The organism is Micromonospora sp. NPDC005298, from assembly GCF_040607375.1.
Classification (GTDB): Bacteria; Actinomycetota; Actinomycetes; order Mycobacteriales; family Micromonosporaceae; genus Micromonospora.
In genome coordinates this window covers 142,270-168,577 of sequence record NZ_JBEXGP010000010.1, presented here as the reverse complement: position 1 = coordinate 168,577, position 26,308 = coordinate 142,270, and the positions used below count along the sequence as shown (strand labels likewise).

At 72.7% G+C, this 26,308-nt stretch carries 26 protein-coding genes and 1 pseudogene; 10 read left to right on the top strand and 17 right to left on the bottom strand.

Going from position 1 to position 26,308, the window contains the following annotated elements; translation table 11 throughout:
• Nucleotides 1-329: 329 nt before the first annotated feature.
• The 3 genes from ABZS77_RS17345 to ABZS77_RS17335 form a co-directional block, all read right to left on the bottom strand.
• The gene (locus tag ABZS77_RS17345; protein ID WP_354823611.1) at nt 330-2,063 is read right to left on the bottom strand and encodes a DEAD/DEAH box helicase; all 1,734 of its coding nucleotides are present in this window, start codon (nt 2,061-2,063) and stop codon (nt 330-332) included.
• A 179-nt stretch (nt 2,064-2,242) separates the two neighbouring features.
• Entirely contained in the window at nt 2,243-2,887 is a 645-nt protein-coding gene (locus ABZS77_RS17340) for a trimeric intracellular cation channel family protein (RefSeq protein WP_354823609.1), read from the bottom strand.
• 40 nt (nt 2,888-2,927) lie between these two features.
• Complete coding sequence (locus ABZS77_RS17335; protein WP_007456912.1) at nt 2,928-3,146, bottom strand: DUF3039 domain-containing protein; 219 nt, start codon at nt 3,144-3,146, stop codon at nt 2,928-2,930.
• A 90-nt stretch (nt 3,147-3,236) separates the two neighbouring features.
• Here ABZS77_RS17335 and ABZS77_RS17330 point away from each other — a divergent pair, with 90 nt between their 5' ends.
• Entirely contained in the window at nt 3,237-4,172 is a 936-nt protein-coding gene (locus ABZS77_RS17330) for a pseudouridine-5'-phosphate glycosidase (RefSeq protein ID WP_354823607.1), read from the top strand.
• On the top strand, nt 4,169-5,068 hold the full coding sequence (locus ABZS77_RS17325; protein ID WP_354823605.1) for a PfkB family carbohydrate kinase: 900 nt from the start codon (nt 4,169-4,171) through the stop codon (nt 5,066-5,068). The genes ABZS77_RS17330 and ABZS77_RS17325 overlap by 4 nt, the downstream gene beginning before the upstream one ends.
• A gap of 79 nt (nt 5,069-5,147) precedes the next feature.
• Here ABZS77_RS17325 and ABZS77_RS17320 read toward each other — a convergent pair whose 3' ends face one another.
• The gene (locus ABZS77_RS17320) at nt 5,148-5,507 is read right to left on the bottom strand and encodes a DUF3099 domain-containing protein (protein WP_354823603.1); all 360 of its coding nucleotides are present in this window, start codon (nt 5,505-5,507) and stop codon (nt 5,148-5,150) included.
• A 103-nt stretch (nt 5,508-5,610) separates the two neighbouring features.
• Between ABZS77_RS17320 and ABZS77_RS17315 the strand changes: the two genes are divergently transcribed.
• Together ABZS77_RS17315 and ABZS77_RS17310 are read left to right on the top strand one after the other, a co-directional pair.
• Nucleotides 5,611-5,898, top strand: coding sequence for a hypothetical protein (locus ABZS77_RS17315; RefSeq protein ID WP_124771959.1), 288 nt, complete (start codon nt 5,611-5,613; stop codon nt 5,896-5,898).
• Nucleotides 5,899-5,912: 14 nt separating this feature from the next.
• On the top strand, nt 5,913-6,224 hold the full coding sequence (locus ABZS77_RS17310; protein WP_354823623.1) for a hypothetical protein: 312 nt from the start codon (nt 5,913-5,915) through the stop codon (nt 6,222-6,224).
• Between the two features lie 3 nt (nt 6,225-6,227).
• Here the strand turns inward: ABZS77_RS17310 and ABZS77_RS17305 are convergent, their stop codons facing one another.
• Nucleotides 6,228-6,803: an HhH-GPD-type base excision DNA repair protein gene (locus ABZS77_RS17305; protein ID WP_354823601.1), complete on the bottom strand. Its 576-nt coding sequence runs from the start codon at nt 6,801-6,803 to the stop codon at nt 6,228-6,230.
• Between the two features lie 103 nt (nt 6,804-6,906).
• Between ABZS77_RS17305 and ABZS77_RS17300 the strand changes: the two genes are divergently transcribed.
• Entirely contained in the window at nt 6,907-8,391 is a 1,485-nt protein-coding gene (locus ABZS77_RS17300; protein ID WP_354823599.1) for a methyltransferase, read from the top strand.
• The gene (gene dtd / locus ABZS77_RS17295) at nt 8,391-8,813 is read left to right on the top strand and encodes a D-aminoacyl-tRNA deacylase (protein ID WP_354823597.1); all 423 of its coding nucleotides are present in this window, start codon (nt 8,391-8,393) and stop codon (nt 8,811-8,813) included. The genes ABZS77_RS17300 and dtd overlap by 1 nt, the downstream gene beginning before the upstream one ends.
• 142 nt (nt 8,814-8,955) lie before the next feature.
• Here the strand turns inward: dtd and ABZS77_RS17290 are convergent, their stop codons facing one another.
• A complete protein-coding gene (locus tag ABZS77_RS17290) occupies nt 8,956-9,744 on the bottom strand; it encodes a sporulation protein (RefSeq protein ID WP_354823621.1) in 789 nt (262 codons plus the stop codon).
• Between the two features lie 231 nt (nt 9,745-9,975).
• Between ABZS77_RS17290 and sigB the strand changes: the two genes are divergently transcribed.
• On the top strand, nt 9,976-10,992 hold the full coding sequence (gene sigB, locus ABZS77_RS17285) for an RNA polymerase sigma factor SigB (protein WP_354823595.1): 1,017 nt from the start codon (nt 9,976-9,978) through the stop codon (nt 10,990-10,992).
• A gap of 51 nt (nt 10,993-11,043) precedes the next feature.
• Here sigB and ABZS77_RS17280 read toward each other — a convergent pair whose 3' ends face one another.
• Genes ABZS77_RS17280 through ABZS77_RS17270 form a run of 3 tightly spaced genes read right to left on the bottom strand, consistent with a single transcriptional unit; the run spans nt 11,044 to nt 15,693 of the window.
• Nucleotides 11,044-13,599, bottom strand: a complete 2,556-nt coding sequence (locus ABZS77_RS17280; RefSeq protein ID WP_354823593.1) for a GNAT family N-acetyltransferase — start codon at nt 13,597-13,599, stop codon at nt 11,044-11,046.
• Nucleotides 13,600-13,612: 13 nt separating this feature from the next.
• The gene (locus ABZS77_RS17275) at nt 13,613-14,794 is read right to left on the bottom strand and encodes an acetoin utilization protein AcuC (protein ID WP_354823591.1); all 1,182 of its coding nucleotides are present in this window, start codon (nt 14,792-14,794) and stop codon (nt 13,613-13,615) included.
• A 38-nt stretch (nt 14,795-14,832) separates the two neighbouring features.
• Complete coding sequence (locus ABZS77_RS17270) at nt 14,833-15,693, bottom strand: sulfurtransferase (protein WP_354823589.1); 861 nt, start codon at nt 15,691-15,693, stop codon at nt 14,833-14,835.
• 100 nt (nt 15,694-15,793) lie between these two features.
• Here ABZS77_RS17270 and ABZS77_RS17265 point away from each other — a divergent pair, with 100 nt between their 5' ends.
• Nucleotides 15,794-16,483, top strand: coding sequence for a metal-dependent transcriptional regulator (locus tag ABZS77_RS17265; RefSeq protein ID WP_354823587.1), 690 nt, complete (start codon nt 15,794-15,796; stop codon nt 16,481-16,483).
• A 10-nt stretch (nt 16,484-16,493) separates the two neighbouring features.
• Here ABZS77_RS17265 and ABZS77_RS17260 read toward each other — a convergent pair whose 3' ends face one another.
• Together ABZS77_RS17260 and ABZS77_RS17255 are read right to left on the bottom strand one after the other, a co-directional pair.
• A complete protein-coding gene (locus tag ABZS77_RS17260) occupies nt 16,494-17,042 on the bottom strand; it encodes a hypothetical protein (RefSeq protein ID WP_354823585.1) in 549 nt (182 codons plus the stop codon).
• A 99-nt stretch (nt 17,043-17,141) separates the two neighbouring features.
• Entirely contained in the window at nt 17,142-17,396 is a 255-nt protein-coding gene (locus tag ABZS77_RS17255) for a DUF5522 domain-containing protein (RefSeq protein ID WP_354823583.1), read from the bottom strand.
• A 141-nt stretch (nt 17,397-17,537) separates the two neighbouring features.
• On the opposite strand from ABZS77_RS17255, the gene ABZS77_RS17250 reads away from it, so the two are divergent.
• Nucleotides 17,538-18,395: an alpha/beta hydrolase gene (locus tag ABZS77_RS17250; protein WP_354823581.1), complete on the top strand. Its 858-nt coding sequence runs from the start codon at nt 17,538-17,540 to the stop codon at nt 18,393-18,395.
• Between the two features lie 33 nt (nt 18,396-18,428).
• A complete protein-coding gene (locus tag ABZS77_RS17245; protein WP_354823579.1) occupies nt 18,429-19,370 on the top strand; it encodes a MerR family transcriptional regulator in 942 nt (313 codons plus the stop codon).
• Between the two features lie 28 nt (nt 19,371-19,398).
• Here the strand turns inward: ABZS77_RS17245 and ABZS77_RS17240 are convergent.
• The 6 genes and pseudogenes from ABZS77_RS17240 to nrdR all read right to left on the bottom strand — a co-directional run.
• Nucleotides 19,399-20,331, bottom strand: a pseudogene (locus ABZS77_RS17240) (DUF2332 domain-containing protein); the annotation flags it as partial.
• Nucleotides 20,332-20,423: 92 nt separating this feature from the next.
• Nucleotides 20,424-20,948, bottom strand: a complete 525-nt coding sequence (gene pyrE, locus ABZS77_RS17235) for an orotate phosphoribosyltransferase (protein WP_354823577.1) — start codon at nt 20,946-20,948, stop codon at nt 20,424-20,426.
• Between the two features lie 22 nt (nt 20,949-20,970).
• A complete protein-coding gene (locus ABZS77_RS17230) occupies nt 20,971-21,936 on the bottom strand; it encodes a CU044_5270 family protein (RefSeq protein ID WP_354823575.1) in 966 nt (321 codons plus the stop codon).
• Between the two features lie 17 nt (nt 21,937-21,953).
• Nucleotides 21,954-22,523, bottom strand: coding sequence for a sigma-70 family RNA polymerase sigma factor (locus ABZS77_RS17225; protein WP_354823573.1), 570 nt, complete (start codon nt 22,521-22,523; stop codon nt 21,954-21,956).
• Nucleotides 22,524-22,694: 171 nt separating this feature from the next.
• The gene (locus ABZS77_RS17220) at nt 22,695-25,601 is read right to left on the bottom strand and encodes a vitamin B12-dependent ribonucleotide reductase (RefSeq protein ID WP_354823572.1); all 2,907 of its coding nucleotides are present in this window, start codon (nt 25,599-25,601) and stop codon (nt 22,695-22,697) included.
• Nucleotides 25,602-25,634: 33 nt separating this feature from the next.
• Entirely contained in the window at nt 25,635-26,135 is a 501-nt protein-coding gene (gene nrdR, locus ABZS77_RS17215) for a transcriptional regulator NrdR (RefSeq protein WP_354823570.1), read from the bottom strand.
• Nucleotides 26,136-26,308 lie beyond the last annotated feature (173 nt).

Here is a 26,308-nt window from a genome sequence, read left to right as displayed (position 1 = left end):
ACCCGACCCTCCTCCGCTCCGCCCCGCGCCCCGCGCCCCGCGCCCCGCGCCCCGCGCCCCGCGCCCCGCGCCAAGATCGTGCTCGATCCCGGAAGTAGTGGCCTCAGCGACGCGCCGAGGCCACTCGATCCCGGATGTTGCGCGATCTTGATGAATGGCGGCTCCTCACCGGCCCCGCCCGCCCCGATCCGGCCAAGATCCAGACAACGTCGGGGACGCGACGCGCCGGGGGACATGACACGTCGGGGACATGACGCGGGGCGGAGTCGATGCCCGAGGCGCGCACGGGACGGGCCCCGCGTATCGGGACGGACTGGCCAGAGACGGACTCAGAGGGTCTGCACGGTGGCGATGCGTTCTTCGAGTTGCTCGATGGTGGCCTGGGCGCTGGGCGGGCCGCCGCAGAGCCGGCGCAACTCGGCGTGGATCTTGCCGTGGGGTTGGCCGGTGCGGTGGTGTCGGGCGGCCACGAGGGCGTTCAGTTGGCGCCGGAGGGCCACGCGACGCTGGGCGGCACTCAGTGGTGCCGGAGGCGCTGCGGCGGGCGCAGCGGCCGGCTGAGCGGCCCGCTCGGCGGTACGGCGGCGTTGGGCGGCGAGTTGGGCGGCCTGTCGTTTGGTCAGCAGCAGGGAGACCTGGTCGGCGGTGAGCAGACCGGGCAGGCCGAGGTATTCCTCTTCTTCGGGGGTGCCGGCCTGGGCGGCGGTGCCGAACGACGCGCCGTCGAAGATCACCTGGTCCAGTTCGGCGGTGGCGGAGAGCGCGGCGAAGCGCTTCTCCAACTCCCCGCTGGCCTGGTCGTCGCGCTGTGCCCGTTCCAGCAGGTCGTCGTCGAAGCCGTCGGCTTCCTTGGGTTTGCCGAGCACGTGGTCCCGCTCGGTCTCCATCTCGCTGGCAAGGCCGAGCAGGTGCGGCACGCTGGGGAGGAAGACCGACGCGGTCTCCCCGGGTCGTCGGGCCCGGACGAACCGGCCGATCGCCTGGGCGAAGTAGAGCGGCGTGCTGGCGCTTGTGGCGTAGACCCCGACCGCGAGGCGGGGGATGTCGACGCCCTCGGACACCATCCGCACCGCGACCAGCCACCGCTGATCGGATGCCGCGAACGTCGCGATCCGCGCGGACGCGCCCTGGTCGTCGGAGAGCACCACGGCGGCCTTCTCGCCGGTCACCTGCTCGATCAGCTTCGCGTACGAGCGGGCGGTCTGCTGGTCGGTGGCGATGATCAGGCCGCCGGCGTCGGGCATGCCGGCGTTGCGCAGCACGGTGAGGCGGGCGTCGGCGGCCCGCAGCACCTGGGGCATCCAGTCCCCGGCCGGGTCCAGGGCGGTACGCCACGCCTGCGCCACCAGGTCCTGGGTCATCGGCTCGCCGAGCCGGGCCGCCAACTCCTCCCCGGCGTTGGTGCGCCAGCGGGTCTCCCCGGAGTACGCGAGGAAGAGCACCGGCCGGACGACGCCGTCACGCAGCGCGTCGGAGTAGCCGTACACCGAGTCGGCGCGGGAGCGCAGCAGCCCGTCCCCGCCCCGCTCGTAGCTGACGAACGGGATGGGGTTGTCGTCGGAGCGGAACGGCGTCCCGGTGAGCATCAGCCGGCGTACGGCGGGTTCGAAGGCGTTCTTCACCCCGTCGCCCCAGGACCGGGAGTCGCCGGCGTGGTGGATCTCGTCGAGGATGACCAGGGTGCGTCGGGTCATGGTGCGCCGCCGGTGCACCTGCGGTGCCATGCCGACCTGGGCGTACGTGATGACCGCGCCGTGGAAGTCGGCCGCGGAGTGCACGTCGGCGTTGCGGAACGCGGCGTCGAGCTGGATGCCCACCCGGGCGGCGGCATCCGCCCACTGGCTCTTCAGGTGTTCGGTGGGGGCGACCACGGTGACCGCCTCGACGGTGCCGTCGGCGAGCAGTTCCGCCGCGATCCGCAGGGCGAAGGTGGTCTTGCCGGCGCCGGGGGTGGCGACCGCGGTGAAGTCCTCGGTGCGCCGGCGCAGGTACTCCACCAGGGCCTTGCGCTGCCAGGCACGTAGTGCCGGGAACGTCTCGAGCACCGGCGTCCGGGCTGCCACGCGAAGCTCCTCTCCGACCGCACGACGGCGGATCCGGGGCGAGGGCCACGAGTACCGCCGCCCATGAAAACGCCTCCGCGCAGTAGCTGCCGCGAAGGCCGACTCAGCATAACCAGCGCGGGCCGCACAGCCCAGGCGACGCCACGCTGGTCACATCTGTCACCCGGGGAGCGGGGGCCTCACCATCGAGGGTCGCCGGTGTGCGGTGGTCGCAGTGTCGCCACCGGGGCGGACCAGCGCCGGCGCAGCGCGATCAGGCGCAGTCCGAAGACCAGCACGGCAGCGGCGGTGAGGGGCGCCGGTCCGGTCTGCCCGGTGACGTACAGCACGACCACCAGCACCGAGCCGGCCAGCGCGGCCAGCGCGTAGATCTCCCGGCGCAGCACCACCGGGATCTCGGCGGTGAGCAGGTCCCGGGCGAGCCCGCCGCCGATCGCGGTGAGCATGCCGATCAGGCAGGCGCCGACGGCCGGCACCCGGGCGTCGAGCGCCTTGAGTGTGCCGGTCACGGTGAACAGCGCGAGGCCCGCCGCGTCCAGCACCAGCACGGTGGTGCGCAGGCGGGCGAGCTGGGGGTGCAGCCAGAACACGGCGAGCGCGGTGACCGCGGCGGTGGCCGCGTACCGCCAGTCGGCGAAGGCCAGCGGCGGCACCTCGTCGATGACCAGGTCACGGAAGATCCCGCCGCCGAGCGCGGCCACGAAACCGACGAACGCGACGCCGAACAGGTCCAGTCGCTTGGCCACCGCGGCCGAGGCTCCGGAGGCGGCGAACACCGCCACCCCGGTCAGGTCGGCGAGGAGCAGGGCGGTGGAGGTGGTCACCGCCGCAGGCTACGTCGCCGGCGTGATCGTCGGCCGGGCTTCACTCGCGGTACGAGTCGTAGATCTCCTTGCACTTGGGGCAGACCGGCGACCCGGGCTTGGCGGCCTTGGTGACCGGGAAGGTCTCCCCGCAGAGCGCGACGACGAAGGTGCCCATGACGGCACTCTCGGCGATCTTCTCCTTGCGGACGTAGTGGAACATCTCGGGACCGGTGTCGGCGTCCTTCAGTTCCGGACGTTCGAGAACCTCTGTGCTCACGTCTGCACCTCCGACCGTCAAGTTTGGCAGGTCATCACGGCCGGGTCCACTTGAGGTCGGCCGGAGCCCCACCCCGTACCGTTGCTTAATGTGACTGAATTTCGCATCAGCTACGGCACCGAGGTCGCCGACGCCCTGCGCGACGGCCGGCCCGTCGTCGCCCTGGAGAGCACCATCGTCTCGCACGGCCTGCCCCGGCCGCAGAACCTGCGGGTCGCCCGGGAGATCGAACAGACGGTCCGGGACGCCGGGGCCGTCCCGGCGACGATCGGCATGGTCGGCGGCGAGTTGGTGGTGGGCCTCGACGACGCGCAGCTGACCCGGCTGGCGACCGTCGACGGCGTGAGCAAGCTCTCCGTACGCGACCTGGCGGTGGCGGCGGCGACCGGAGCGGACGGCGCCACCACCGTGGCCGCCACCAGCGCCGTGGCAGCCGCGGCCGGGATCGGGGTGTTCGCCACCGGCGGCCTCGGTGGGGTGCACCGGGAGGCGACGCACACCTTCGACGAGTCGGCGGACCTGATCACCCTGGCCCGGACGCCGATCACGGTGGTCTGCGCCGGCGTCAAGTCGATCCTCGACGTGGGCGCGACGCTGGAGCGCCTGGAGACGCTCGGGGTCGCCGTGGTCGGCTACCGCACCCGGCGCTTCCCCGGCTTCTACCTGACCGACGGCGGATTCGACCTGGACTGGTCGCTGGAGTCACCGGAGCAGGTGGCGGACGTGCTCGCCGCCCGCGACGGGCTGGCCGTACACGCCGGCGGTCTGATCATCGCCAACCCGCTGCCGGTCGACGAGCAGCTCGACCCGGAGCTGCACGACCGGACCCTGACCGACGGCCTGGCCCTGCTGGAGCGCGACGGGATCACCGGCAAGGCCGTCACGCCGTACCTGCTGGCGCACTTCCACTCGGCCACCGAGGGCGCGAGCCTGGAGGTGAACGTCCGGATCATCCTGCGCAACGCCGACCTGGCCGCGCGGATCGCGGTCGCCTCCGCCACCCGCAGCACCACCGTCGCGGCATGACCGGAGCGGCCCGGGTGGTCGTCGTCGGGGACGTGCTCACCGATGTGGTCGCGGTGCTGGCCGGGCCGCTCGCGGCCGGTTCGGACACCACCGCCGAGATCAGCCTCGGCGGTGGCGGGCAGGCGGCGAACACCGCTGCCTGGGTCGCCGCGCAGGGGGTGCCCGTCACGCTCGTCGGCGCGGTCGGCGACGACGAGGCGGGGCGGGAACGGGTGGCCGAACTCGATCGGGCTGGTGTCGACTGCGCGGTGCAGCGGGTCGCGGACGTGCCGACCGGCACGGTGATCGTGCTGGCCGGTGACGGCGAACGCACCATGGTCACCCAGCGCGGCGCCAACCTGCGGCTGAGCGCCGAGCACGTCGACGGCATCCTCACGGCGCTGCCCGACGCCGGGCATCTGCACCTGTCCGCGTACACCCTGTTGGACGCCGGGTCGCGCGGCGCGGGCCTGCGGGCGTTGGCGGCGGCCCGCGAGCGCGGGCTCACCACGAGCGTCGACGCGGCCTCCGCGGCGCCGCTGCGGCGGGTCGGCGCGGCGGCGTTCCTGGCCTGGGTACGTGACGTCGACCTGCTCCTGGTCAACGCGGACGAGGCCACCGTGCTGGCGGGTGGACTCGACCCGGCGGCGCAGGGGCGGGCGTTGTCGGCGACGGCCCGTCGGGTCGTGGTCAAGCGGGGCGCGGCGGGCGCGGTCTGGGTGGACCGGGGTTCGGTGGTGAGCGTGGCGGCGGCCCGGCGGGTGGCGGTGGTGGACGTCACCGGCGCGGGTGACGCGTTCGCGGCCGGTCTGCTCACCGCCTGGCTCGGCGGCGCCACCCCGGCGGCGGCGATGGGCCGCGCGACCGACCTTGGCGCACTTGCCGTCTCCACCGTCGGCGCGCGGCCACAGCCGTAACCGTCGGCGCGCCGCCACAGCCGCGATCGTCGGCGCGCGGCCACAGCCGTGGTCGATCGGACCCTGGCCCGGGGACGGGTCAGGGTTCGGCGTCGATGACCTTGTGAGGGCGTTCCTCGGCGGTGAGACTCATCGGCGGGGTGTCGTCCTGCTGACGGCGGTGGAACCGGTTGGCCAGCCGGTGCTCCTCCTTGGGTGGCCGGTCGTTGGCCAGCAGCACGGCCAGCCACGGGATGAGCACCATGCCGAGGGCGCACAGGGGCAGCCAGAGCCACAGCAGTGGGGCCTTCGCGCCGACCAGGATCGCGCCGGCGACGATGCAGGCCACCCGGATGCCCATCATCAGGACATAGCGGCGCTGACGGCTGGTGAGCTGATCGTGTTGGCTGCGCGAGGCGTCGGTGATCAGAATCGGCTGGTACGCCTGCCGCTTCACCATGGACCTCCTCGAGGGGGTTACGCCTCATCCTGTCACCGCGCGACCGTGATCAGCGAACTTCGACTGATCCGGTGCGTGTTACGTACGTGGTACGCTGCCCGGCGTGGGCAGCAGGTTCAGCTTCACCGACGAGGCGTTGGCCAACCTGAGGGTCTACGACGTCACGCCCGGGGAAGTCTGGGAGGCGCTGCACAGCGCCCGACGGGTGATCCGCCACCTGGGCGACGACGTGATGGTGGTCTACGCCGCCGCCCGCCGGGGCCGCCGACTGGCCGTGCTGCTCGCCGAAGCCGATGGCACCGACAACGACTGGGACATCCTCTCCGCCCGCGAGCTGAGCGACGTCGAGTCCAAGCGCTACGACGAGGCCGTACGGAGAGACCGCCGATGAGGGGGGCCGTGACGATGCACCGTAACGACGCGACCAAGCAGTTCCACAGCGGCGACGACCGGGTCGCCGATCTGATCGACGACGGCCCGGCGGTGGACCTGCCCACCCCCGACACCGACGTGCCGATGGTCAGCCGATCGGTCCGGCTCCCCCTGGACACCTACGAGCGGGTACGCGTCGCCGCCGACGCCCGTGGCATCGGCGTCACCACGCTGATGCGGCAGTGGATCGAGGCTGGCCTGGCCGACCTGGACGACTCGGCCACCGTTTCGCTCGCCGACGTCCGGCGCGCACTGGCGTCCCTGGCGCACCCCACCGCCGCCTGAGCGTCAGCTCCCCGCGGCCTTGGCGGCGGCCTTCATCTGCTGCTTGTACTCGCGTACCCGGCGCAGCGACTCGGCGTCGGTGACGTCGGCCACCGACCGGTACGCGCCCGGGTCGCCGTACCCGCCAGCCGCTTCCCGCCAGTCCTGCGGCGTCACCCCGAACCGCTTGCCGAGCAGCGCCACGAAGATCTGCGCCTTCTGCTTGCCGAAGCCGGGCAGCCCGGACACCCGGCGCAGCAGCTCCGGGCCCTCGGTGACGTCGGACCAGAGCTGGGCCGCGTCGCCGTCGTAGCGTTCCACCAGGACCTGGCACACCTCCTGCACCCGGGCGGCCATCGCCTTCGGGAACCGGTGCAGCGCGGGCGGGGTGGCGAAGAGCGCGACAAGCGCCTCCGGGTCGTACCCGGCCAGCTCCGCCGCGTCCAGCTCGTGGCCGAGCCGCTGGGTGAGCACGTACGGCGAGGAGAACGCCTTCTCCATCGGCACCTGCTGGTCGAGCACCATGCCGAGGAGCAGGGCCAGCGGGCTGCGCTCCAGCAGCCGGTTGGCCTCAGGATCGATGGGAAGCACGAGCGTCATGCGGACATCCTGCCTCGCCCGCCGACCCACCGGACACCGACGCTCCGGATCGGATGCGGCGGGTGGTGCCGACCGGGGACACGGCGAGGGGCAGGATGGCGGCGTGGACGAACACGACATGCTGCTCTCCCCCGCCGGCGTCGACGCGCTGCGGACCGCGCTGACCCGAGCCAGCTTCACCAGCAACGGCATCGCCGAGAGGCTCGGCGTGCAGGCCGCGACGGCGGTCGCCCGCAACGACTACCGGGCGGCGCTGCGCGCCACCGAGGACGGCGACCCGCTCGCAACCCTCATCCGGGTGTTCATCTGCGACCAGACCGAGCCGGAGGCGGCGGTGGCCGCCGCGCTGGCACCGCTGAGCATCGAGGAGGCGCTGGCCGGCGGGTTGGTCGAGCGGTACGGCGACGGCGTGCGCGCCGGCATCGACCTGGAGCCGTACGGCGACGACTGGTGGGTTCTCGCCGACGTGCCGGGCAGCGCCCGGCCGGGCCGGCCACTGCACGCCGAGCACGTGCTCGGCGTCGGCGGGGCCACCCAGACCCTGATCGGCGCGACCATGCGCCGGCCGGTCGAGAGCGCACTGGATCTGGGCACCGGTTCCGGCGTGCAGGCCCTGCACCTTTCCACTCATGCCCGTTCGGTGACCGCCACCGACCTCTCGGAGCGGGCCCTGCGGTTCGCGGCGACCACCGCCGCCCTCAACGGCCAGGACTGGGAGCTGCTGCGCGGCGACCTGGTCGCGCCGGTGGCGGGCCGGCGCTTCGACCTGGTGGTGAGCAACCCGCCGTTCGTGGTCGGTCCGGGCACCACCACGCACGTCTACCGCGACTCGGGCCGCGTCGGTGACGCGATCGGCGCCGAGCTGGCCGCCGCCGCTCCCGGCCTGCTCACCGAGGGCGGCGCCATGCAGTACCTCGCGAACTGGGTGCACGTCGCCGGTGAGGAGTGGGACGAGCGGGTGGCCGGCTGGTTCGCCGGTACCGGCCTGGACGCCTGGGTGATCCAGCGCGAGGTGGCCGACCCGATGGCGTACGTCGACCTGTGGCTCACCGACGTCGGCGAGACCGCCGACCCGCAGCGGATGGCCGCCTGGCTGGACTGGTTCGACGCGCACAAGGTGGAGGGCATCGGCTTCGGGATCGTGTCGCTGCGCCGGGGCGGGCACGCCGACCCGGTGGTCCGGGTGGAGGACCTGCGCCAGCGGGTGCAGCCGCCGCTGGGCGCCCAGATCAGCGCCTGGTTCGACCGCCAGGACTTCCTTCGGGTACGCGACACCGACACGCTGCTCGCCGAGCGCTACCGGGCCGCCGACGGCCTCCAGCTACGGCAGGAGGCCACCATGGGCGACGAGGGCTGGGCGGTGGACCGGCAGGTCCTCGCGATGCCGCACGGCCTGCGCTGGAGCGAGGAGATCGACCCGCTGGTGCTGGCGCTCGTCGGCGGGGCCGACGGCCGGCTGCCGCTGCGGGACCAGCTCGCCCTGCTCGCCGCGGCGCACGACGTCGAGCCGGACGAGATGGCCGAGGCCGCAGGCCCGATCGTGGCGCACCTGGTGGAGCGCGGCTTCATCGAGCCGGTGACCGCCTGATGCGTGCGGTGGTGCAGACCGTCGGGCGGGCCAGCGTGACGGTCGACGGCGAGGTGGTCGGCGCGATCGGGAACGGACTGCTGGTGCTGCTCGGGGCGACCCACACCGACACCGCGGAGACCGCTCAGACGATGGCCCGCAAGGTGCACGAGTTGCGCATCCTGGACGGCGAACGGTCAGCCGCCGACACGGGCGCGCCGATCCTGGTTGTCAGCCAGTTCACCCTCTACGGCGACGCCCGCAAGGGTCGGCGTCCAAGTTGGACCGCAGCCGCCCCCGCCGAGGTGGCCGAACCCCTGGTGACCGCAGTCGTCGACGCGCTGCGTCGACGCGGCGCCACGGTGGAGACCGGCCGGTTCCGCACCCACATGCTGGTGGAAAGCACCAACATAGGCCCCCGAACAATCCTCCTGGACCTCTAACCCCACCCCACCCCACCCCACCCCCACCCCCACCCCCTCGGCCGGTGCAGCCCGGTTGATCATGGGGTTGACGAGCCTCTTGAAGATCGAATCGCCGGTCAACCTCATGATCAACGCAGGAGACGGCGGGCCGGGGGTTGGGTTAGGAGAAGAGGCCTCGGCGGGACAGGGACTGGCGGAGCCAGTTGTCGAGTTCGGCGGTCCAGTCGGTGCGGTCGGCGGTGGCGTGGTCGACAGTGAACCGGCCGAACGCGTCCCGCCCCTCGGTGAAGACGCCGCCGCGCTTGTCGACCTCAAGCACCACCTGCATCTGCCGCTCGTCGGCGATGAAGGTGACCTCCAACTGCTTGATCGAGCGGGCGTACTGCGGCGCCGGACCGAACTCGATCTCCTGGTAGAACGGCAGCGTCTGCCGTACGCCGTAGATGTGACCCCGCTCCACATCGGCCCGCGCGAACCGGAAACCCAGCCGCAGCAACGCGTCGAGCAGCCGCTCCTGTGCCGGCAGCGGGTGCACCGACACCGCGTCCAGGTCACCCTTGTCGACCGCGCGGGCGACCTCCAACTCGGTACGCAGTCCCATCGTCATGCCGTGCAGACGCTGGCCGTACAGCTCGGTGACCGGCGTCTCCCACGGCACGGCGAAACGGAACGGGATGTCGTACCGCTGCCCCGGCTCCAACCGGAACGCCCCGGTGACCCGCTGCCGGTGGAACTCCTGGGTGGTGTCGTAGTCGTTGTCACCGCTCTCCACCTCGACCCGGGTGACCAGGCCGAGCGTGACGTGGTCGATGTCGACCTGGTGGTCGCCGCCGAGCACCTGGACGCGGCCCTCCAACTGCCCTCCGGGGCGACAGTTCGGGTCGGCGAGCACCGTCTCGACCGACGGGCCGCCGACACCCATCGCCTTCATGAGCCGCTTGAAGACCACACCGTCCTCCATCTCCTGCGCCGCCGACCCGGGCTGGCCGACCGTCCGCAACGTAGCCGGACCGGGCAAGAGCACACCGTGACGACACACCGCGCCGGCGATCCGACCGGTTCGTGTCGGGTGCCCGATCGCCTCACTCCCGTTTCACGTCCCGCCCGCCAAGCTGTGTGTCACACCGGCACCACTGGGCCGGACGACACGGCACAGACGTGGATACGGGGAGAGACAGAGATGGCCCTGCAGATGACGGAACACCGGACCCGCCCGACCACGAGCATCGACACCGACGGGACCGTCGAGGCTCTCGCCGACCTGGACGCCACCGACGAGCGTGGCATCTCCACAGACCTGGTTCGGGCGTACCTCAACGGGATCGGTCGGACGAAGCTGCTGACCGCCGCGCAGGAGGTCGACCTGGCTCGGCGCGTCGAAGCCGGCCTGTTCGCCGACGAGAAGCTGGCAACCTGCACCCCGGTCTCCGAGGAGCTGCGGGCCGACCTGGAGCTGATCGTCGCGGAGGGCCGCGCCGCCAAGGACCACCTGCTGGAGGCGAACCTGCGGCTGGTGGTCAGCATCGCCAAGCGCTACACCGGACGCGGCATGGCCTTCCTCGACCTCATCCAGGAGGGCAACCTGGGGCTGATCCGGGCGGTGGAGAAGTTCGACTACGCCAAGGGTTACAAGTTCTCCACGTACGCCACCTGGTGGATCCGGCAGGCGATCACCCGCGCGATGGCCGACCAGGCCCGCACCATCCGCATCCCGGTGCACATGGTCGAGCAGGTCAACCGGATGGTGCGGGCCCGCCGCGAGCTGGCGGTGACGCTGGGCCGCGAACCCACGGTCGCCGAGGTCGCCCGGGCGCTTGAGATCACCGAGATCCAGGTCATCGAGCTGATCTCCTACGACCGGGAGCCGGTCAGCCTGGACCAGGCCGTCGGCGACGACGGCGAGAGCGCGCTCGGTGACTTCGTGGCCGCGGTGGACCCGCGTACCGAGCCGGGTGACGCGGCCGCGCAGGGCGAACTGCGCAACGAGGTGAGCATCGTGCTGGCCACGCTGTCCCAGCGGGAGCAGGCGGTGATCCGGCTCCGGTTCGGTCTCGACGACGGCCGGCAGCGCACCCTGGACGAGGTCGGCCGGGAGTTCGGCCTGTCCCGGGAGCGGATCCGACAGATCGAGAAGGTGACGCTGCTCAAGCTGCGCGCGCCGGAGCGGGCCCAGCGCCTGGAGGCGTACGCCTGCTGACACCCTCGCTCCGCGACAGGCCCCGGCGGTTCGCCGGGGCCTGTCGCGCGTTCAGAGCCGGCGGGGGCCGGTGTCGGGGCGGGCGATCACTCCGCCGACGCGTACCTCGGCGTGCAGGACCGAGACGCCGTCCGGGCGGGCGAGCACCGGGTTGAGGGTCAGCGAGCGCACCCGGGGCTGTTCGTCGGCGAGCTGACCCACCCGCAGCAGCAGGTCGGCCAGGGCCGCCCGGTCGACAGGCGCCGCGCCCCGGTGCCCGCGCAGCAGCGGCGCCGCCCGGGGCTCGTCGACCAGTTCGGCGGCGTCGGTGTCGGTCAGCGGCACCGCCCGCCACGCCCGGTCGCCAAGCAACTCGGTGGCGACCCCACCGAGACCGAAGCCGACCACCGGCCCGAACGCCGGATCCTCCACCAGCTCCACCACACAGGCCACGCCGGGCGGGACCATGGGCTGGACCAGCACGTCGGCACCGAACAACGCCGCCACCTCGGCGTACGCCCGGCGCAGTGTCGGTTCGTCGGGCAGGCCGAGCCGGACCGCGCCCAGATCGAGCCGGTGCCGCAGCCCCGGCGCGGCGGCCTTCAGGGCGACCGGGAAACCGAGGCGCGCCGCGGCGTCTACCGCCCCGTCGGCCGAGTCGGCGGGCAGCGACGTCACGGTCTCGATGCCGTACGCGGCCAGCAGCGCGCCCGGGTCGATGGTGTCGGCGCGCAGCGCGGCCTGCGCGGCGTCCCGGTCCACCCGGGGCAGCTCGGGTGCCACGCCGGGCGGCCGGCGCAGCCACTCGGCGTACCGGTGCACGCGGGCGAGAGCGCGTACCGCCTCCTCCACGCCGCCGTACGCCGGCACCCCGGCGGGCAGCCGACCGACCAGGAACGTCGCCACGGTCGGCTTGCCGAGCGCCAGCGCCGCCGGCAGCGCCGCGGTGACGTCGGCGTCCACATCGGTGCGTTGGCCGGGCAGCGGCGGCGCGAACACCACCACCAGGGCGTCCACGCCGTCGTCGGCGGCCGTCTCGGCGAGGGCGGTGGCGAACTCGGCGGCGCCGGCGCTCGGCCCCACGTCCCGCGGGTAACCCTCGGCGACGGTGAGCCCCTGCCCGGCGCACGCGGTGGCAGCCAGACCGGTCAAGGCCGAGGAGTTGCCGACCACACCGACCCGACCGCCGGCCGGCAGCGGCTGGTTGGCCAGCAGCACCCCGACGTCGAGCAGCTCCGACACGGTGTCCACCCGGATCACCCCGGAGTGGGCGAACAGCGCCGCCACCGCGACCTCGTCCGGGCCGTCGGTGTCACCCACACCGACCTGGCGGGCCGGCGAGGCGAGCGCCACAACCGGTTTCTCCCTGCCGATCCGACCGGCCAGCCGGGCGAACTTGCGGGGGTTCCCGAAGGTCTCCAGGTACAGCATGATCACGTCGGTGCCGGGGTCGTCCTGCCAGTACTGCAGCAGGTCGTTGCCCGAGACGTCGGCCCTGTTGCCGGCCGACACGAAGCTGGACAGGCCGAGGCCACGCCGGTCGGCCTCGGCGAGCAACGCCACCCCGAACGCGCCGGACTGGCTGAAGATGCCGACCCGGCCGGCCGGCGGCAACGCCGGGGCGAGGGTCGCGTTGAGGCGTACCGTCGGGTCGGTGTTGGCCACCCCCAGACAGTTCGGGCCGACCACGCGCATGCCGGCGGCGTGCGCCGCGCGCACCAACGCCCGCTGGGTGGCCGCGCCCTCGGGGCCGGCCTCGGCGAAACCCGCCGAGATGACCACCAGACCATGCGCCCCCGCGGCCGCCGCGTCGGCCACCACCGTGATCGCCGCGTCCGGCGGGACCGCCACCACCGCCAGGTCCACAGGCGTCCCGGCGTCGAGCGCCGACGGGTACGCGGGCAGGCCCGCCACCGTCGACGCGCTCGGGTGCACCGGCACCACCGCACCAGTGAACCCGCCGTCGCGCAGGTGCCCGAGCACCGCCGCGCCGACGCCCTGGCCGGTGGCGCTGGCGCCGTAGACGGCGATGCCGCGCGGGGCGAGCAGCCGGGCGATCGACCGGGCCTCGGTGCGGTGCTCCCGGCCCCGCTGCACCTCGAGGGTCGCCTCGGTGGGCGCGATCGGGAAGCTCAGGTGCACCACGCCGTCGGCGTACTCGCGTTGGACCTGGTAGCCGAAGTCGGCGAACACCCGCAGCATCGTCCCGTTCGCCGGCAGCACCTCGGCCACGAAGCTCATGATGCCGTTGCGCCGGGCGGCGTCGGCGAGGTGCTCCATCAGCACCGAACCGATGCCCCTGCCCTGGTGGGCGTCCTCCACCACGAAGGCCACCTCGGCCTCCGGTGCCTGCGGTCCGAGCCGCTCGTAGCGGCCGACCGCGATGATCTGCTCGCCGGCCAGCACGACGAACGCCTCCCGGTCGCGGTGGTCGACAGTGACGAACCGGACCAGGTCCCGTTCCGGGATGCGCGGGTACGGCGAGAAGTAGCGCAGGTAGCGGGTGCGCTCGGAGAACCGGCTGTGCATCGCCACGACGCCCGGCGCGTCAGCCGGCCTGATGGGCCGCAACTGGACGGTGCTGCCGTCCCTGAGCAGCACGTCCACGGGCTGGTCCACGGTCGTCACCGCGACGGCCGGCTCAGTCCCGCGGATCGTGCGGGTCGAGCCCGAGCAGCGGGAAGACCGTCCTGCGGGTGGCCGCGATGGCCCGGTCCACGGCGTTCGGCTCGCCGGTCGGCTGCCACGGCTCGTACGACGGGTCGGCGTCGTCGGTCATCCGCAGCGGGATCTCCCGGCCCGGACGACGGGCCGCGGCCAGCTCCCGCCAGGCCGGCGGGGTCAGCGTCGCCGGGTCGACCGGGTCGCCGGTGGCCACGGCCAGCAGGTGGCTCCAGGCCCGGGGCACGACCTCGACGAGCGCGTACCCGCCGCCGCCGGTCGCCACCCAGCGACCGTCGCACAGCTCGTCGGCGAGCGCCCGCAACGCCAGGTAGGTGGCCCGCTGCCCGTCCACCGTGAGGTTGAGGTCGGCGAGCGGATCCAGTCGGTGCCCGTCCGCTCCGCACTGCGTGACCAGCACCTGCGGCCGGAACGCGCGCAGCACCGACGGCACGATCGCGTGGAACGCCCGCTGCCAGCCGGTGTCGTCGACGCCCGGCGGCAGCGGCATGTTCACTGCGGTGCCCTGCGCGCCCGGCCCGCCGGTCTCGTCGGGGAAGCCGGTGCCCGGGAACAGCGCCAGCGGCGTCTCGTGCAGGCTCACCGTCAGCACCCGGGGATCGTCCCAGAAGATCTGCTGCACCCCGTCGCCGTGGTGCACGTCCACGTCCACGTACGCGACGCGCTCCGCGCCCAGGTCGAGCAGGCGGGCGATGGCCACCGCCGGGTCGTTGTAGACGCAGAAGCCGGACGCCCGGGCGGGCATCGCGTGGTGCAGGCCGCCGGCCACGTTCACCGCCCGGCGGGCGTCGCCACGCCAGACCGCCTCGGCGGCGGCCACCGTCGCGCCCGCGATCAACGCGCTTGACTCGTGCATCCCGTCGAAGACCGGATTGTCGGAGGTGCCCAGCCCGTACCCGGCGAAGAGCGGGTCGCGGGGGGCGGCCCGCACCGCGGCCAGGTACGCCGGCTGGTGCACGCGGGTCAGCAGGGCGTCGTCGGCGGGCTCCGGCTTGACGACGCGCACCCCCGGCCGATCCAGGATGCCCAGCTCGCGGGCGAGCGCGACGGTCAGCTCCACCCGCACCGGGTCGAGCGGATGGTCACCCATGTCGTAGGCGAGCAGCGACTCGTCCCACACCACCACCGTGTCGTCGGACATGAGCCCATCGTCGCACGAGGACCGTCCGCACACGCAGGTCAGCGACCGGGTGTCGGACCGGTGGCGACCGGCCGGGTCGGGTCAGCCACCCAGTTGCTCCACGATCCGACGTAGAGCGCCGCGTCCGTCCGGCCCGCCAGGTGCAGCGCCAGCACCGCCTGCGCGGCGGTCACCCCGGAGCCGCAGTACGCCCCGACGGACCGCCCGTCGGTCACGCCCGCGGCGGCGAACCGCTCGCGCAGCACGTCGGCCGCCGCGAAGCGCCCGTCCGGGCCGACGTACTCGCCGGCGGGCAGGTTCGCCGCACCCGGCACGTGACCGGCGACCGGGTCGATCGGCTCGACCTCACCGGCGTAGCGCGGCGCGGCCCGCACGTCGAGCAGGACGGCGTCGTCCGCGGTGGCCAGCCGGGCGGCCTGCGCCGCGTCGAGCACCGGCAGGTCACCGGGGCGCACCTCGACATCGCCGGGCACCGGATCGGGCGCCGTCGTCGGGACGGGCCGGCCGGCGGCCACCCACGCCGGGTAGCCGCCGTGCAGCACGCGCACCGCCCGGTGCCCCGCCCAGCGCAGCGTCCACCAGGCACGCGCGGCGGCCAGGCCGTCGCCGCCGTCGTACACGACGACGGGGTGACCGGCGCGGACCCCGGCGGCCCGCAGCGTGGCCTGCAACGCGGCCGGGTCGGGCAGCGGATGCCGGCCGCCGGCCCCGGGCGGCCCGCACAGCGCGGTGTCCAGGTCGACGAAGACCGCGCCGGGCAGGTGACCGGCGAGGTAGTCGTCACGGCCGGGCGGCCCGGTGAGCCGCCAGCGAACGTCGAGCAGGGTCGGCGGATCGTCGCGGTCGAGCTCGTCGACGAGCCGATCGACCTCGACCAGCGGATCCTCGGTACCGGACATGGCGACCATCCAACACCATTCGCGTCAACGGCACACGGCTCGGCGGCGGTCGTCGCCGACGAGCCGAGGTAGCATTCTGCACCGGAGGGCCGCTGACCTTATGAAGTCTCACGACCTGGTCGACACGACCGAAATGTACCTGCGCACCATCCTCGAGTTGGAAGAGGAGGGGGTGCCGCCGCTGCGTGCCCGCATCGCCGAGCGGCTGCGGCAGAGCGGCCCCACCGTGAGCCAGACGGTCGCCCGGATGGAACGCGACGGCCTGCTGACCGTCGAGGGTGACCGTCATCTCACGCTCACCGCGCTGGGTCGCGGCACCGCCGTGTCGGTGATGCGCAAGCACCGCCTCGCCGAGTTGCTGCTGGTCAACGTCATCGGCATGCCCTACGAGGAGGCCCACGAGGAGGCCTGCCGCTGGGAGCACGTGATGAGCGACGCCGTGGAGAAGCGGGTGTACGACCTGCTCAACCGGCCGACCCGCTCCCCGTACGGCAACCCCATCCCGGGTCTGGAGGAGCTGGGCTCGCCCGAGGCCGCGCCCTCCGCGCCCGGCGACGGTGAGCGCAACCTGGCGTTCCCCGGCCTGTCCGGTCCGGTCGTCGTCCGCCGGATCTGCGAGAGCGTGCAGACCGACGCCGACGTGCTGCGCCAGTTGCACGCCGCCGGTGTCGACCCGGGTGCCACGGTGACCGTGGCCCAGGAACGCGACGGGGTGTCGATCGACCGCTCCGGCGACCGGGTCCGGCTGCCCCGGGAGGTCGCCTCCCGGGTCTTCGTCGCCGCCAACTGACCGAGCGGCGTCACAGCGCCCGCGTGTCGACCTTCCTGGCCAGCGTGACCAGCTCACCGGTCAGTTCCTCGGCCGCCGCCCGCTCGCTGTCGCGGGCGCCGGTCCAGCTCAGCGAGGCCAGTCGGCCGTCGCTGGCCAGCCAGCCCACCTCGGCCACCGGCCCGTGCGCGCCAGTCGCGGCGGTGGTCCGCCGGTACGCCTGCTGACCCAGCCCGGTGACCTTCGCCGCCCTGTCCGGCACCACGTCGGCGCCGAAGGTGGTCTTGTCGATCGTGGTCTCGGTCACGACCAGCGTCAGCTCCGGCAGTGTCGCCGCCTCCGAACGGACCACGCAGGTGTGGGTGTCGTCGCGTTCGCTCGCCGCCGCCACGTCGAACCGCACCTTGACCGCCTGCTCGATCAGCGCGAAGTCCAGCAGCCGGCAGGCGCCGCCCGAGGAGGCCGCCGCCACGTCCACGTCGTTCGACACCGGTGGCGGCACCGCCACCGGCTCGGCCTCGGCGGCGCAGCCGCTCACCAGCAGCCCGGCCAGCCCCGCGACCACGATCCGCCCGCGCACGTTCCACCCTCTCGCCGACCGACGGCGGTAGGCGCCCGCCGGATCTCCGTCGGAAACCGTACGGGGTGTCCGGGTCCGGCGGAAGTCCTCGTACCGCCGTTATCCGCAGGGTGGATCGTCCACGTACGGGCAGTGCCGGCAGCCGCGTCCGCAGCACGTTCCGCGCCGGGCCAGGAACGCCGCGCTGAGCACGAACAGCCCGCTCGCCGGGTCGAGGTAGCCGGCCTCACCGGCAGCGAGCGCGGCGGTGTGGGCGGCGATGATCCGGGCCCGGCCGGGATGCTCGGGCGGCAGCCGGGACGGGTGCGGCTCGGTGAGTGGCCGGTCGGCCAGGGGTTTGCGCTCTCCGGTCACCGCAGCAGTCTAGGGACGGCCTGGTCCGGCTCATCCGTGCCGGGCGAACGCCACCCCCGGGACCGGCTCGCGGTGGACGGTCGTTCGTCGTATGGTCCGGCGCACCCTCACGTCGAACCGGCACGAGGGGTACGCTCGCCGATGATCAATACCTTCACCGCGTTCGATGGGACCGCTCTCGCGTACCGGACGGTCGGGGCCGGAGACCCGCTGGTCTGCCTGCCGGGCGGGCCGATGCGTGACTCCGCGTACCTCGGTGAGATCGGGAGGCTGGGCGCGCACCGTACGCTGGTCATCCTCGATCTGCGGGGCACCGGCCGCTCGGCGGCCCCGGCGGACGTCTCGACCTACCGCTGCGACCGGATGGTCGACGACGTGGAGGCACTGCGCGGGCACCTCGGCCTCGACCGGCTGGACCTGCTCGGGCATTCGGCCGGCGCGAACCTGGCTCTGCGATACCTGACCCGGCACCCCGCCCGGGTGGGCCGACTCGCGCTGGTCAACCCGAGCATCAGAGCGGTGGGGCTGGAGATGACCGCCGCGCAACGCCAGGAGGTCGTCGATGCTCGGACCGGCGAGCCGTGGTTTCCGGCGGCGGCAGCGGCGTTGGAGTTGGCCCTGTCGGGCCGGACCGGCCCGAACACTCGGCAGGCAATCGCCCCGTTCCTGTACGGCCGGTGGGACGAGACGGCACGGGCACACCAGGCGGCCGAGGATGATCAGCGCAACGACGAGGAGGCGTCGATCTTCAGCTCCGAAGGCGCCTTCGACCCGCCGGCCACCCGTGCGGCGCTCGCCGCGCACCGGGGCCGGGTGCTGCTGCTCGCCGGTGCGGTCGACCTGGCCGCACCGCCCGGCCTGGTGGCCCAGTTCGCGGAGCTGATTCCCCACGGCGAGCTGGTCGTTCAGCCGGGCGCCGGGCACTACCCGTGGCTCGACGACGCCGAGGCGTTCACCGCGACGGTCGCGGCGTTCCTCGCCGGCTCGGATGGTGCTTGAGTCTCCACCGGGGGGAGACGCGAGGGTGGGGGCATGAGCGGGGAGACACATCACACCATCGGCGAGCTGGCCCGGCGGACCGGCCTGAGCGTCAAGACCATCCGGTACTACGCCGACAGCGGGCTCGTGCCCCCGACGGACCGGAGCCCGGCCGGTTACCGGCGGTACGACCCGGGGGCCGTGGCCCGGTTGGAGCTGGTCCGAACGCTGCGTGAGCTGGGCCTGGACCTGGCCACCATCCGGCGGGTGGTGAACAAGGAGGTGTCGTTGCACGAGGTGGCGGCCGCGCACGCCGAGGCGTTGGCGGTTCAGATCCGGGTGCTGCGGCTGCGCCAGGCGGTGCTCACCGTTGCGGCGAGGCGCGGGGCGAGCCCGGCCGAGGTGGATGAGCTGCACCGGATGGCCCACCTCACCACCCGCGAACGGGGGCAACTCGTGGCCGACTTCCTGGGCAGCATCTTCGACGACCTCGGCGACCAGCCGGCGTACCCGGGGGCGATCGTCTCGATGACACCGGAGCTTCCCGATGACCCCACCACCGGGCAGATCGAGGCGTGGCTGGAGCTGGTCGGGTTGTGCCGGGACCCCGAGTTCCGGGGTCGGATGCGGCAGCTGGCCCGGCAGCACGCCGCCGACCACGACGTCCCGGGGCTGCCCCGCCCGGACGCCGTCGCGGTGGTCCGCGACGGCGTGGCCTCCGCCCTGGCAGCCGGTCTCGATCCGACCGGCCCCGGAGCCGATCCGGTGGTGGCGACTGTCATCGGCCGGTACGCGGACCTCACCGGCCGCGCCGACGACGCCGACCTGCGCCAGCGGCTGCTGGCTCGGCTGGACGCCGCGAACGACCCCCGCCGGGACCGGTACCTCGACCTGCTGTCGGTGGTCAACGGCTGGCCGACAGGCGGCGGTGTGGCACCGGCCGTGGACTGGTTCAGTCGTGCGCTGCGCGCCCGGATGCCCTCGCCGGCCCGCTGAGATCGGATCGGCGCGACCGGGCGGCGTCACCGAACCAGGTCATCGCCTGGCCGTGCCCCCGCGTCCAGGCCAGCGGCGTGCCGTCCAGCGCGAGAACGTTGTGCAGTCCCTCGCCCGGCGGGTCGGGCAACGTGTCGTACGGCAGCACCTCCGGGGCCTCGATGGCGACCCAGTGCCCGGGCAGGCCACGGACCAGCCGGACGAACGCCTCCCGGCGCGCGACGGGCACCTGGTAGAGCACGGACGTGTGGAAGATGACAAGCGTCGCGTCGGCCGGTGCCCGCGCGGCCAGCGCCGGCAGGTCGTCCACCAGGTCGCCGCGGACCAGCAGCGGCGGGTCGGCCGCGGCGACCGCCGCCGCCGCGCGCAGCCTGGCCCGCCGGTGCGCGTGCTCCGGCCAGATCAGGGCGTCCAACCAGGACACGTCGTCGGGGTCGGTCACGTCGAGTGGGTTGAGGTCGAGGCCGGCCCGCCACACCACCTCGGGTACGCGCGCCGGCGGCTCGAACCCGTCGGCCGCGCACTCCAGCACCGGCTCTCCGGAGCCGACGAGGTGTTCGCCATACCGGTAGGAGTACCGGTCGGGGTAGAGGCACAGCCCGGCGGACGCCCCCACCTCCAGCAGGGCGAGGGGCTGCGGCAGCGCGGCGAGCACGGGCAGCAGGACCGCGCACCGGCCGGCCTCGTTGGTCTGGGTGGCCCGGGTACGCATCTGCGCCTCGACGGCCGGCCAGTTCGCCACCGTGAAGTCGTGGAACGCGGCCGGGTCGTCGACCGGGCCGCCCAGCCAGCGGACCACGCCGAACAGCAGGTTGGGTTGCCGTTTCGCCGGCGGGAGCCCGTCGAGCAGCGCGAGCAGATCGTCGTCGCGGGCCACCGCCCGGGACAGCCGCTCGTACGCGGGCGAGATCCCGCGCACCTCGCGGTTGGCGAACGTGTCGTACGCCTCAGCCGTCGTCATGCCCTGATCGTCGCAGCCGGCACGAGAAGTTTCACACCCGGCCGCCGCAGGCGGTGACAGGCGTCGGAGGCCGGTGGGCCCGACGTCCTCCGTCATTCGCGCGGGGAGGATTCCAGGTCGCGACGGGTGAGGGCGGCGCGCAACAGCAGCCCCTCGGCCGCGAGATTCTCCCGTCCGCCCTGCTCGCGGTCGATGGCGCAGACCACCACGTCGACCTTCGCCCCGGCGGCCCGTAGCTGCCGGCACGACGCCAGTAACGCCCCGCCGGTGGTCACCACGTCCTCGATCACCACCACCCGCCGACCGTCCACAGGGGTGCCCTCGGCGGCCTTGCCGGTGCCGTACTCCTTGGCCTGCTTACGAACGAAGGCGGTCGGCAGCCCGGTCAGCTGCGACATCACGGTGGCGATCGGAATGCCGCCCATCTCCATCCCGGCCAGTACGTCGCACTCCGGCAGCACGGCGACCATCGCCTCGGCCACCTCCCGCAGCAGTGCGGGCTGTGCCTCGAACAGGTACTTGTCGAAGTACTCGTCGCTCGTCTGACCGGAGCGCAGGAGGAACGCCCCGGTCAGACGGCAGGTGTCGGAGACTCGACGCGCAAGCGGGGACGTCACGCAACCAGTCTCGCACCACAGCTCAGGGCAGCTGGCCCGGCCGGTCGACGATGGCGATCCGCAGTCGCGCGGCAGCCCAGAACAGCGACTCCTTGCCGTCGCGCACCAGGGAGTCACGGTTGCCGAGGAAGAGGTGGGTGTCCCGGTCGAAGACGAAGTCGATGTTCGCACCGGTGACGCCGGGCATCCGGATGGCCACCCCGTTTCGGCCGGCGGCGTCCGCCACGTTGCCGGAGATGACCGTCGCTCCGGGCTCGCGAGCCAACAGTTCGTACAGCGCCGCCAGCGCCAGGGGTGGCACGTAGCCGTCGAGCATCGACCGGGCCGTGGTGTACGGCATGCTCCCGTCCCCGTAGACGGCCGCCTCGTCGGCTGCTTCGGGAAGGTGCAGGTCGACCGGGTGTTCCTGAAGGTATCGAAGCAGCGCGTCCGGATCGGTGGGCAGGTCGCCGTGGTACGCGGGCGGCGGGAACGCGTCAAGTTCCTTGTCGGGGTCGGCGGGATCGTCCATCCGGAGCACCTTCAGCTCGCTCCACCCGTTCGGGTCGGTCTCCGGCCGACTACGTCCCTGCGTGTACGCGACTCCCCCGGCCGACTTCCACAGTTGCGTACGCACGGTCCGGTAGGGGCCACTGCCCGGCGTCTCCCGCGAGGTCACCAGGAGTTCCGTGAAGACGTACTGATCGGGTCGGGCGGTGAGCGCGGGCTGCTGCCGTGCGGCGTCGGCCGCCATCCGGAGGATCTCCGACGCGTTCGCCGTGGGCGGTGACTGATCGCCCAGCCTCATCGTCTGGACCGTCAGCCCACCCGCGCTCAGTGTGACTGCCAGCCCGAACGCCCCGGCGAGGCGCCACGCGCGCAGCGACCGGGCACGGCATCCGGCCGGACTGGCCACCGGGACCCCCTCGGCGCGCCGGGCGACGTGTGCCGTCAGATCGCTGAGGAGTTGCGCCTCGAAACCCTGCGGCGACTCTTCGGTCCTGTTCATGTGTCAGCTCCTTGTGATCAGGCGAGGGTGATGGCCGGGCGGGCGAGCATGGCGCGGACGACACGACGGGCACGGTGCAGACGCACCCGCGCGGCCACCGGTGACACGCCCAGCGCGGCCGCCGCCTCCGCGATGGTGAGACCGTCCACGGCGACGAGTTCGACGAGCGCCCGGGTGTCCTCGGGTAGGTCGCTCAACGCCCGATGGGTACGGCGGGCCGCCGACTCGGCGTCGATCCGCTCCTCGATGCGGGCGATGTCGTCCGGGCCCAGGTCCCGTCGTCCCGCCAGGCGGCCGTTCACCCGCAGCCGTTGGGCCGCCCGCCGCCGCTCGTCGCCGATGACGTTGCGGGCCACCCCGTACAGCCAGCCGATCTGGCTACCCCGGTCCGGCCGGTAGCCGGCCGCCGATTCGATCACCGCGAGGAACACGTCGGCGGTCAGGTCGGCGGCGAGGTGCGGGTCGTCGACCCGTCGCGCCACGAATCGGCCCACCGCCTCCACGTGCCGGCGGTAGAAGACCTCGAAGGCCAACGGATCAGCTCCGACGCCGGAGATGTCACCGTCCAGTCGGTTGGGCTCATTCACGGGCCGTCCTCTCGTAGCCGTTACACCCCTTCTTCGTCGCGTGGAGCGCGGGTGTTACCGGTCCGGACGAACGGGCACACGATCGACACCGCTGCCCCTGCCGGACCTCCCCGGAAAACAGCGCTGCCCCGACCTCCCATCAGGGAAGCCGGGGCAGCGCTGGGGCGTACGTCAGCTGCAGCCGCTGGTGGAGCCGCAGCCCTCACAGACGTAGCAGCTACCGGCGGGGCGCATCTTCGTACCGCAGGTGAAGCAGAGCGGCGCGTCGGCGGCCTTGCCGATCACGGCCTCCAGCAGTTCGGTGCTGGAACCCACGTTCGGGGCCGGCTTGGCGGCGGCCACGTCGGCCATCTCCTCGGCCGGCTGGGCGACGGCCTCCGGCTTGGCCGGGGCCTCCACCGGCGCCGACGACGCCATCGCGGTGAGGTCCGCTCCGGTGACGGCGGCGGCTTCCGCGTCGGCCTCGGCCCGCAGCTGGGCGGCCCGCTCGCTGGCGGTGAAGATGCCCAGCTCGGCGCGGCGCTCGTAGGGCAGGAAGTCCAACGCCAGGCGACGGAAGATGTAGTCCATCACCGAGGCCGCCATGCGCACGTCCGGGTCGTCGGTCATGCCGGCCGGCTCGAAGCGCATGTTCGTGAACTTGCTGACGAACGTCTCCAGCGGCACGCCGTACTGAAGGCCGATGCTGATGGCCACCGAGAAGGCGTCCATCACGCCGGCCAGGGTCGAGCCCTGCTTGGACATCTTGAGGAAGACCTCGCCGAGGCCGTCATCCGGGTACGACGACGCGGTGAGGTAGCCCTCGGCGCCACCGACGGAGAAGCTGACCGTCTCGGACGGGCGCTTCTTCGGCAGGCGCTTGCGCACCGGCCGGTACTCGATGACCTTCTCCACGGCGGCCGGCGCGGCGGCTGCGGTCTCGACGGCGGCCGGCTCGGTGGCCTTGTTGGACTTCGCCACCGAGAGCGGCTGGCCGACCTTGCAGTTGTCCCGGTAGATCGCCAGGGCCTTGAGGCCGAGCTTCCAGCCCTCGAAGTAGATCTTCTCAACGTCCTCGACGGTGGCCGCCTCCGGCATGTTCACCGTCTTGGAGATGGCGCCGGACACGAACGGCTGGATCGCCGCCATCATCCGCACGTGGCCCATCGGGGCGATCGACCGCTCACCCATCGCGCAGTCGAAGACCGCGTAGTGCTCCGGCTTGAGGCCGGGGGCGTCCACCACGTGACCGTGGTCGGCGATGTGCTCGACGATCGCCTCGACCTGCTCCTCGGGGTAGCCGAGGCTGCGCAGCGCACGCGGCACCGTCTGGTTGACGATCTGCATCGAGCCGCCACCGACGAGCTTCTTGAACTTGACGAGCGCCAGGTCCGGCTCCACGCCGGTCGTGTCGCAGTCCATCATGAAGCCGATGGTGCCGGTCGGGGCGAGGACGCTGGCCTGCGAGTTCCGCCAGCCGTTCTTGTCACCGATCTTGTTGCCCTGGGTCCACTGCCTGGTCGCCTCGCGGACGATCGCCGTGGCCACCGGGCTGGTGGGCTTGATCTCGTCGTTCGCGGCGGCGTGCTTGCGCATGACCCGCTTGTGCGGCTCGGCGTTGCGGGCGTAGCCGTCGTACGGGCCGACGACGCCGGCCAGCTCGGCGGAGCGGCGGTACGCGGTGCCGGTCATCAGCGAGGTGATCGACGCGGCCACCGAGCGGCCCTGCTCCGAGTCGTACGGCTGGCCGGTGGCCATCAGCAGGGCGCCCAGGTTGGCGTACCCGATGCCGAGCTGCCGGTACGCGCGGGACGTCTCACCGATCTTCTCGGTCGGGAAGTCGGCGAAGCAGATCGAGATGTCCATCGCGGTGATGACGAACTCGACGGACTTGACGAACTTCTCCACCTCGAAGCCACCGTCGGCGCGGAGGAACTTCATCAGGTTGAGCGAGGCCAGGTTGCACGAGGAGTTGTCCAGGTGCAGGTACTCCGAGCACGGGTTCGACGCGGTGATCCGGCCGGTCTCCGGGCAGGTGTGCCAGTCGTTGATCGTGTCGTCGTACTGCAGGCCCGGGTCGGCGCACTCCCAGGCTGCCTGGGAGATGGTGCGGAACAGCTTCTTGGCGTCGACGGTGTCGATCGTCGAGCCGTCCAGGCGGCTGCGCAGGTCGAAACCGCCGCCGTTCTCCACCGCCGACATGAACTCGTCGGAGACCCGGACCGAGTTGTTGGCGTTCTGGTACTGCACGCTGACGATGTCCGAGCCGCCCAGGTCCATGTCGAACCCGGCGTCGCGCAGCGCGCGGATCTTGTCCTCCTCGCGCGCCTTCGTGACCACGAACTCCTCGATGTCCGGGTGGTCCACGTCGAGGATGACCATCTTGGCCGCGCGGCGGGTCGCGCCACCGGACTTGATGGTGCCGGCGGAGGCGTCCGCGCCGCGCATGAAGCTGACCGGGCCGGAGGCGGTGCCACCGGAGGAGAGCAGCTCCTTCGACGAGCGGATCCGCGACAGGTTGACGCCGGAGCCGGAGCCGCCCTTGAAGATCAGCCCCTCCTCCTTGTACCAGTCGAGGATGGAGTCCATCGAGTCGTCGACGGCCAGGATGAAGCAGGCGCTGACCTGCTGCGGCGACGGCGTGCCGACGTTGAACCAGACCGGCGAGTTGAAGCTGAACACCTGGTGCAGCAGCATCCAGGTCAGCTCGTGCGCGAACACCTCGGCGTCGGCCGGGCTGGCGAAGTAGCCGTACTCCTCACCCGCGGTGCGGTAGGTGGTGACCACCCGGTCGATGAGCTGGCGGAGCGACCACTCCCGCTCCGGGGTCCCCACCGCTCCCCGGAAGTACTTGGTGGTCACGATGTTCGCCGCGTTGACGCTCCACGACTCCGGGAACTCCACGCCGCGCTGCTCGAAGTTGATCGAGCCGTCCCGCCAGTTCGTCATCACGACGTCGCGGCGCTCCCAGGCGACCTCGTCGTACGGGTGGACCCCCTCGGTCGTCCACACCCGCTCGATCTTCAGCCCCGCGCCTGCCTTGTTCCGTGAACGGCTCGTTGTCACGCCGTCGCCCCCCTCGTCTGCGCGGTCACCCACCGCGCGTCCTGAACTCTCGAAAACTGTGAAGACTCAGCTGGTACGGCCGGCGGCCTCGACCGCGTCGGCCCGGCCCTGCTCGCGGGCGCGCGCCGCGTCCCGCAACGTCTCGATCTCGCGCTCGAAATCGGCGAGCGAGTCGAACGAGCGGTACACGCTGGCGAACCGCAGGTAGGCGATCTCGTCCAGGTCACGCAGCGGACCCAGGATCGCCAGGCCCACCTCGTGGCTGGGGATCTCGGCGGCCCCCCTGGCCCGGACGGTCTCCTCCACACGCTGCGCGAGCAGCGCGAGTGAGTCGTCGTCCACCGGCCGACCCTGGCACGCCTTGCGCACCCCGCCGATGATCTTCGTACGGCTGAACGGCTCGGTCACCCCGCTGCGCTTGACCACAGCGAGCACCGCCTCCTCGACGGTCGTGAACCGCTTGCCGCACTCCGGGCAGGAGCGTCGCCGTCGGATGAGCTGGCCGTCGTCGGCCTCCCGCGAGTCGACCACCCGGGAGTCAGCGTGCCGGCAGTACGGACACCGCATCGCGCCCCTCCTAATCATGATCAACCACGTCGTACCGGACGCACCCGGGCACGCTCCATCACGGCGGTGCCATGCGCTCAGGGCGCCCGCCGTGATCAACGTTACGGGAGTGCGGTCGGTAGTCGGACCCAACCTGTAGGCAACTTACGCCCGTGTCACTACTACATCTAGGG

Excerpts from the sequence above, each read along its gene's own strand:
- ABZS77_RS17250 (WP_354823581.1), top strand. The coding sequence starts at position 17,538 with ATGATCAATACCTTCACCGCGTTCGATGGGACCGCTCTCGCGTACCGG.
- ABZS77_RS17305 (WP_354823601.1), bottom strand. The coding sequence starts at position 6,803 with ATGACGCTCGTGCTTCCCATCGATCCTGAGGCCAACCGGCTGCTGGAG.
- dtd (WP_354823597.1), top strand. The coding sequence starts at position 8,391 with ATGCGTGCGGTGGTGCAGACCGTCGGGCGGGCCAGCGTGACGGTCGAC.
- ABZS77_RS17245 (WP_354823579.1), top strand. The coding sequence starts at position 18,429 with ATGAGCGGGGAGACACATCACACCATCGGCGAGCTGGCCCGGCGGACC.
- ABZS77_RS17320 (WP_354823603.1), bottom strand. The coding sequence starts at position 5,507 with ATGGTGAAGCGGCAGGCGTACCAGCCGATTCTGATCACCGACGCCTCG.
- ABZS77_RS17230 (WP_354823575.1), bottom strand. The coding sequence starts at position 21,936 with ATGAACAGGACCGAAGAGTCGCCGCAGGGTTTCGAGGCGCAACTCCTC.
- ABZS77_RS17275 (WP_354823591.1), bottom strand. The coding sequence starts at position 14,794 with ATGTCCGACGACACGGTGGTGGTGTGGGACGAGTCGCTGCTCGCCTAC.
- ABZS77_RS17325 (WP_354823605.1), top strand. The coding sequence starts at position 4,169 with ATGACCGGAGCGGCCCGGGTGGTCGTCGTCGGGGACGTGCTCACCGAT.
- nrdR (WP_354823570.1), bottom strand. The coding sequence starts at position 26,135 with ATGCGGTGTCCGTACTGCCGGCACGCTGACTCCCGGGTGGTCGACTCG.
- ABZS77_RS17310 (WP_354823623.1), top strand. The coding sequence starts at position 5,913 with ATGCACCGTAACGACGCGACCAAGCAGTTCCACAGCGGCGACGACCGG.
- ABZS77_RS17265 (WP_354823587.1), top strand. The coding sequence starts at position 15,794 with ATGAAGTCTCACGACCTGGTCGACACGACCGAAATGTACCTGCGCACC.
- ABZS77_RS17270 (WP_354823589.1), bottom strand. The coding sequence starts at position 15,693 with ATGTCCGGTACCGAGGATCCGCTGGTCGAGGTCGATCGGCTCGTCGAC.
- sigB (WP_354823595.1), top strand. The coding sequence starts at position 9,976 with ATGGCCCTGCAGATGACGGAACACCGGACCCGCCCGACCACGAGCATC.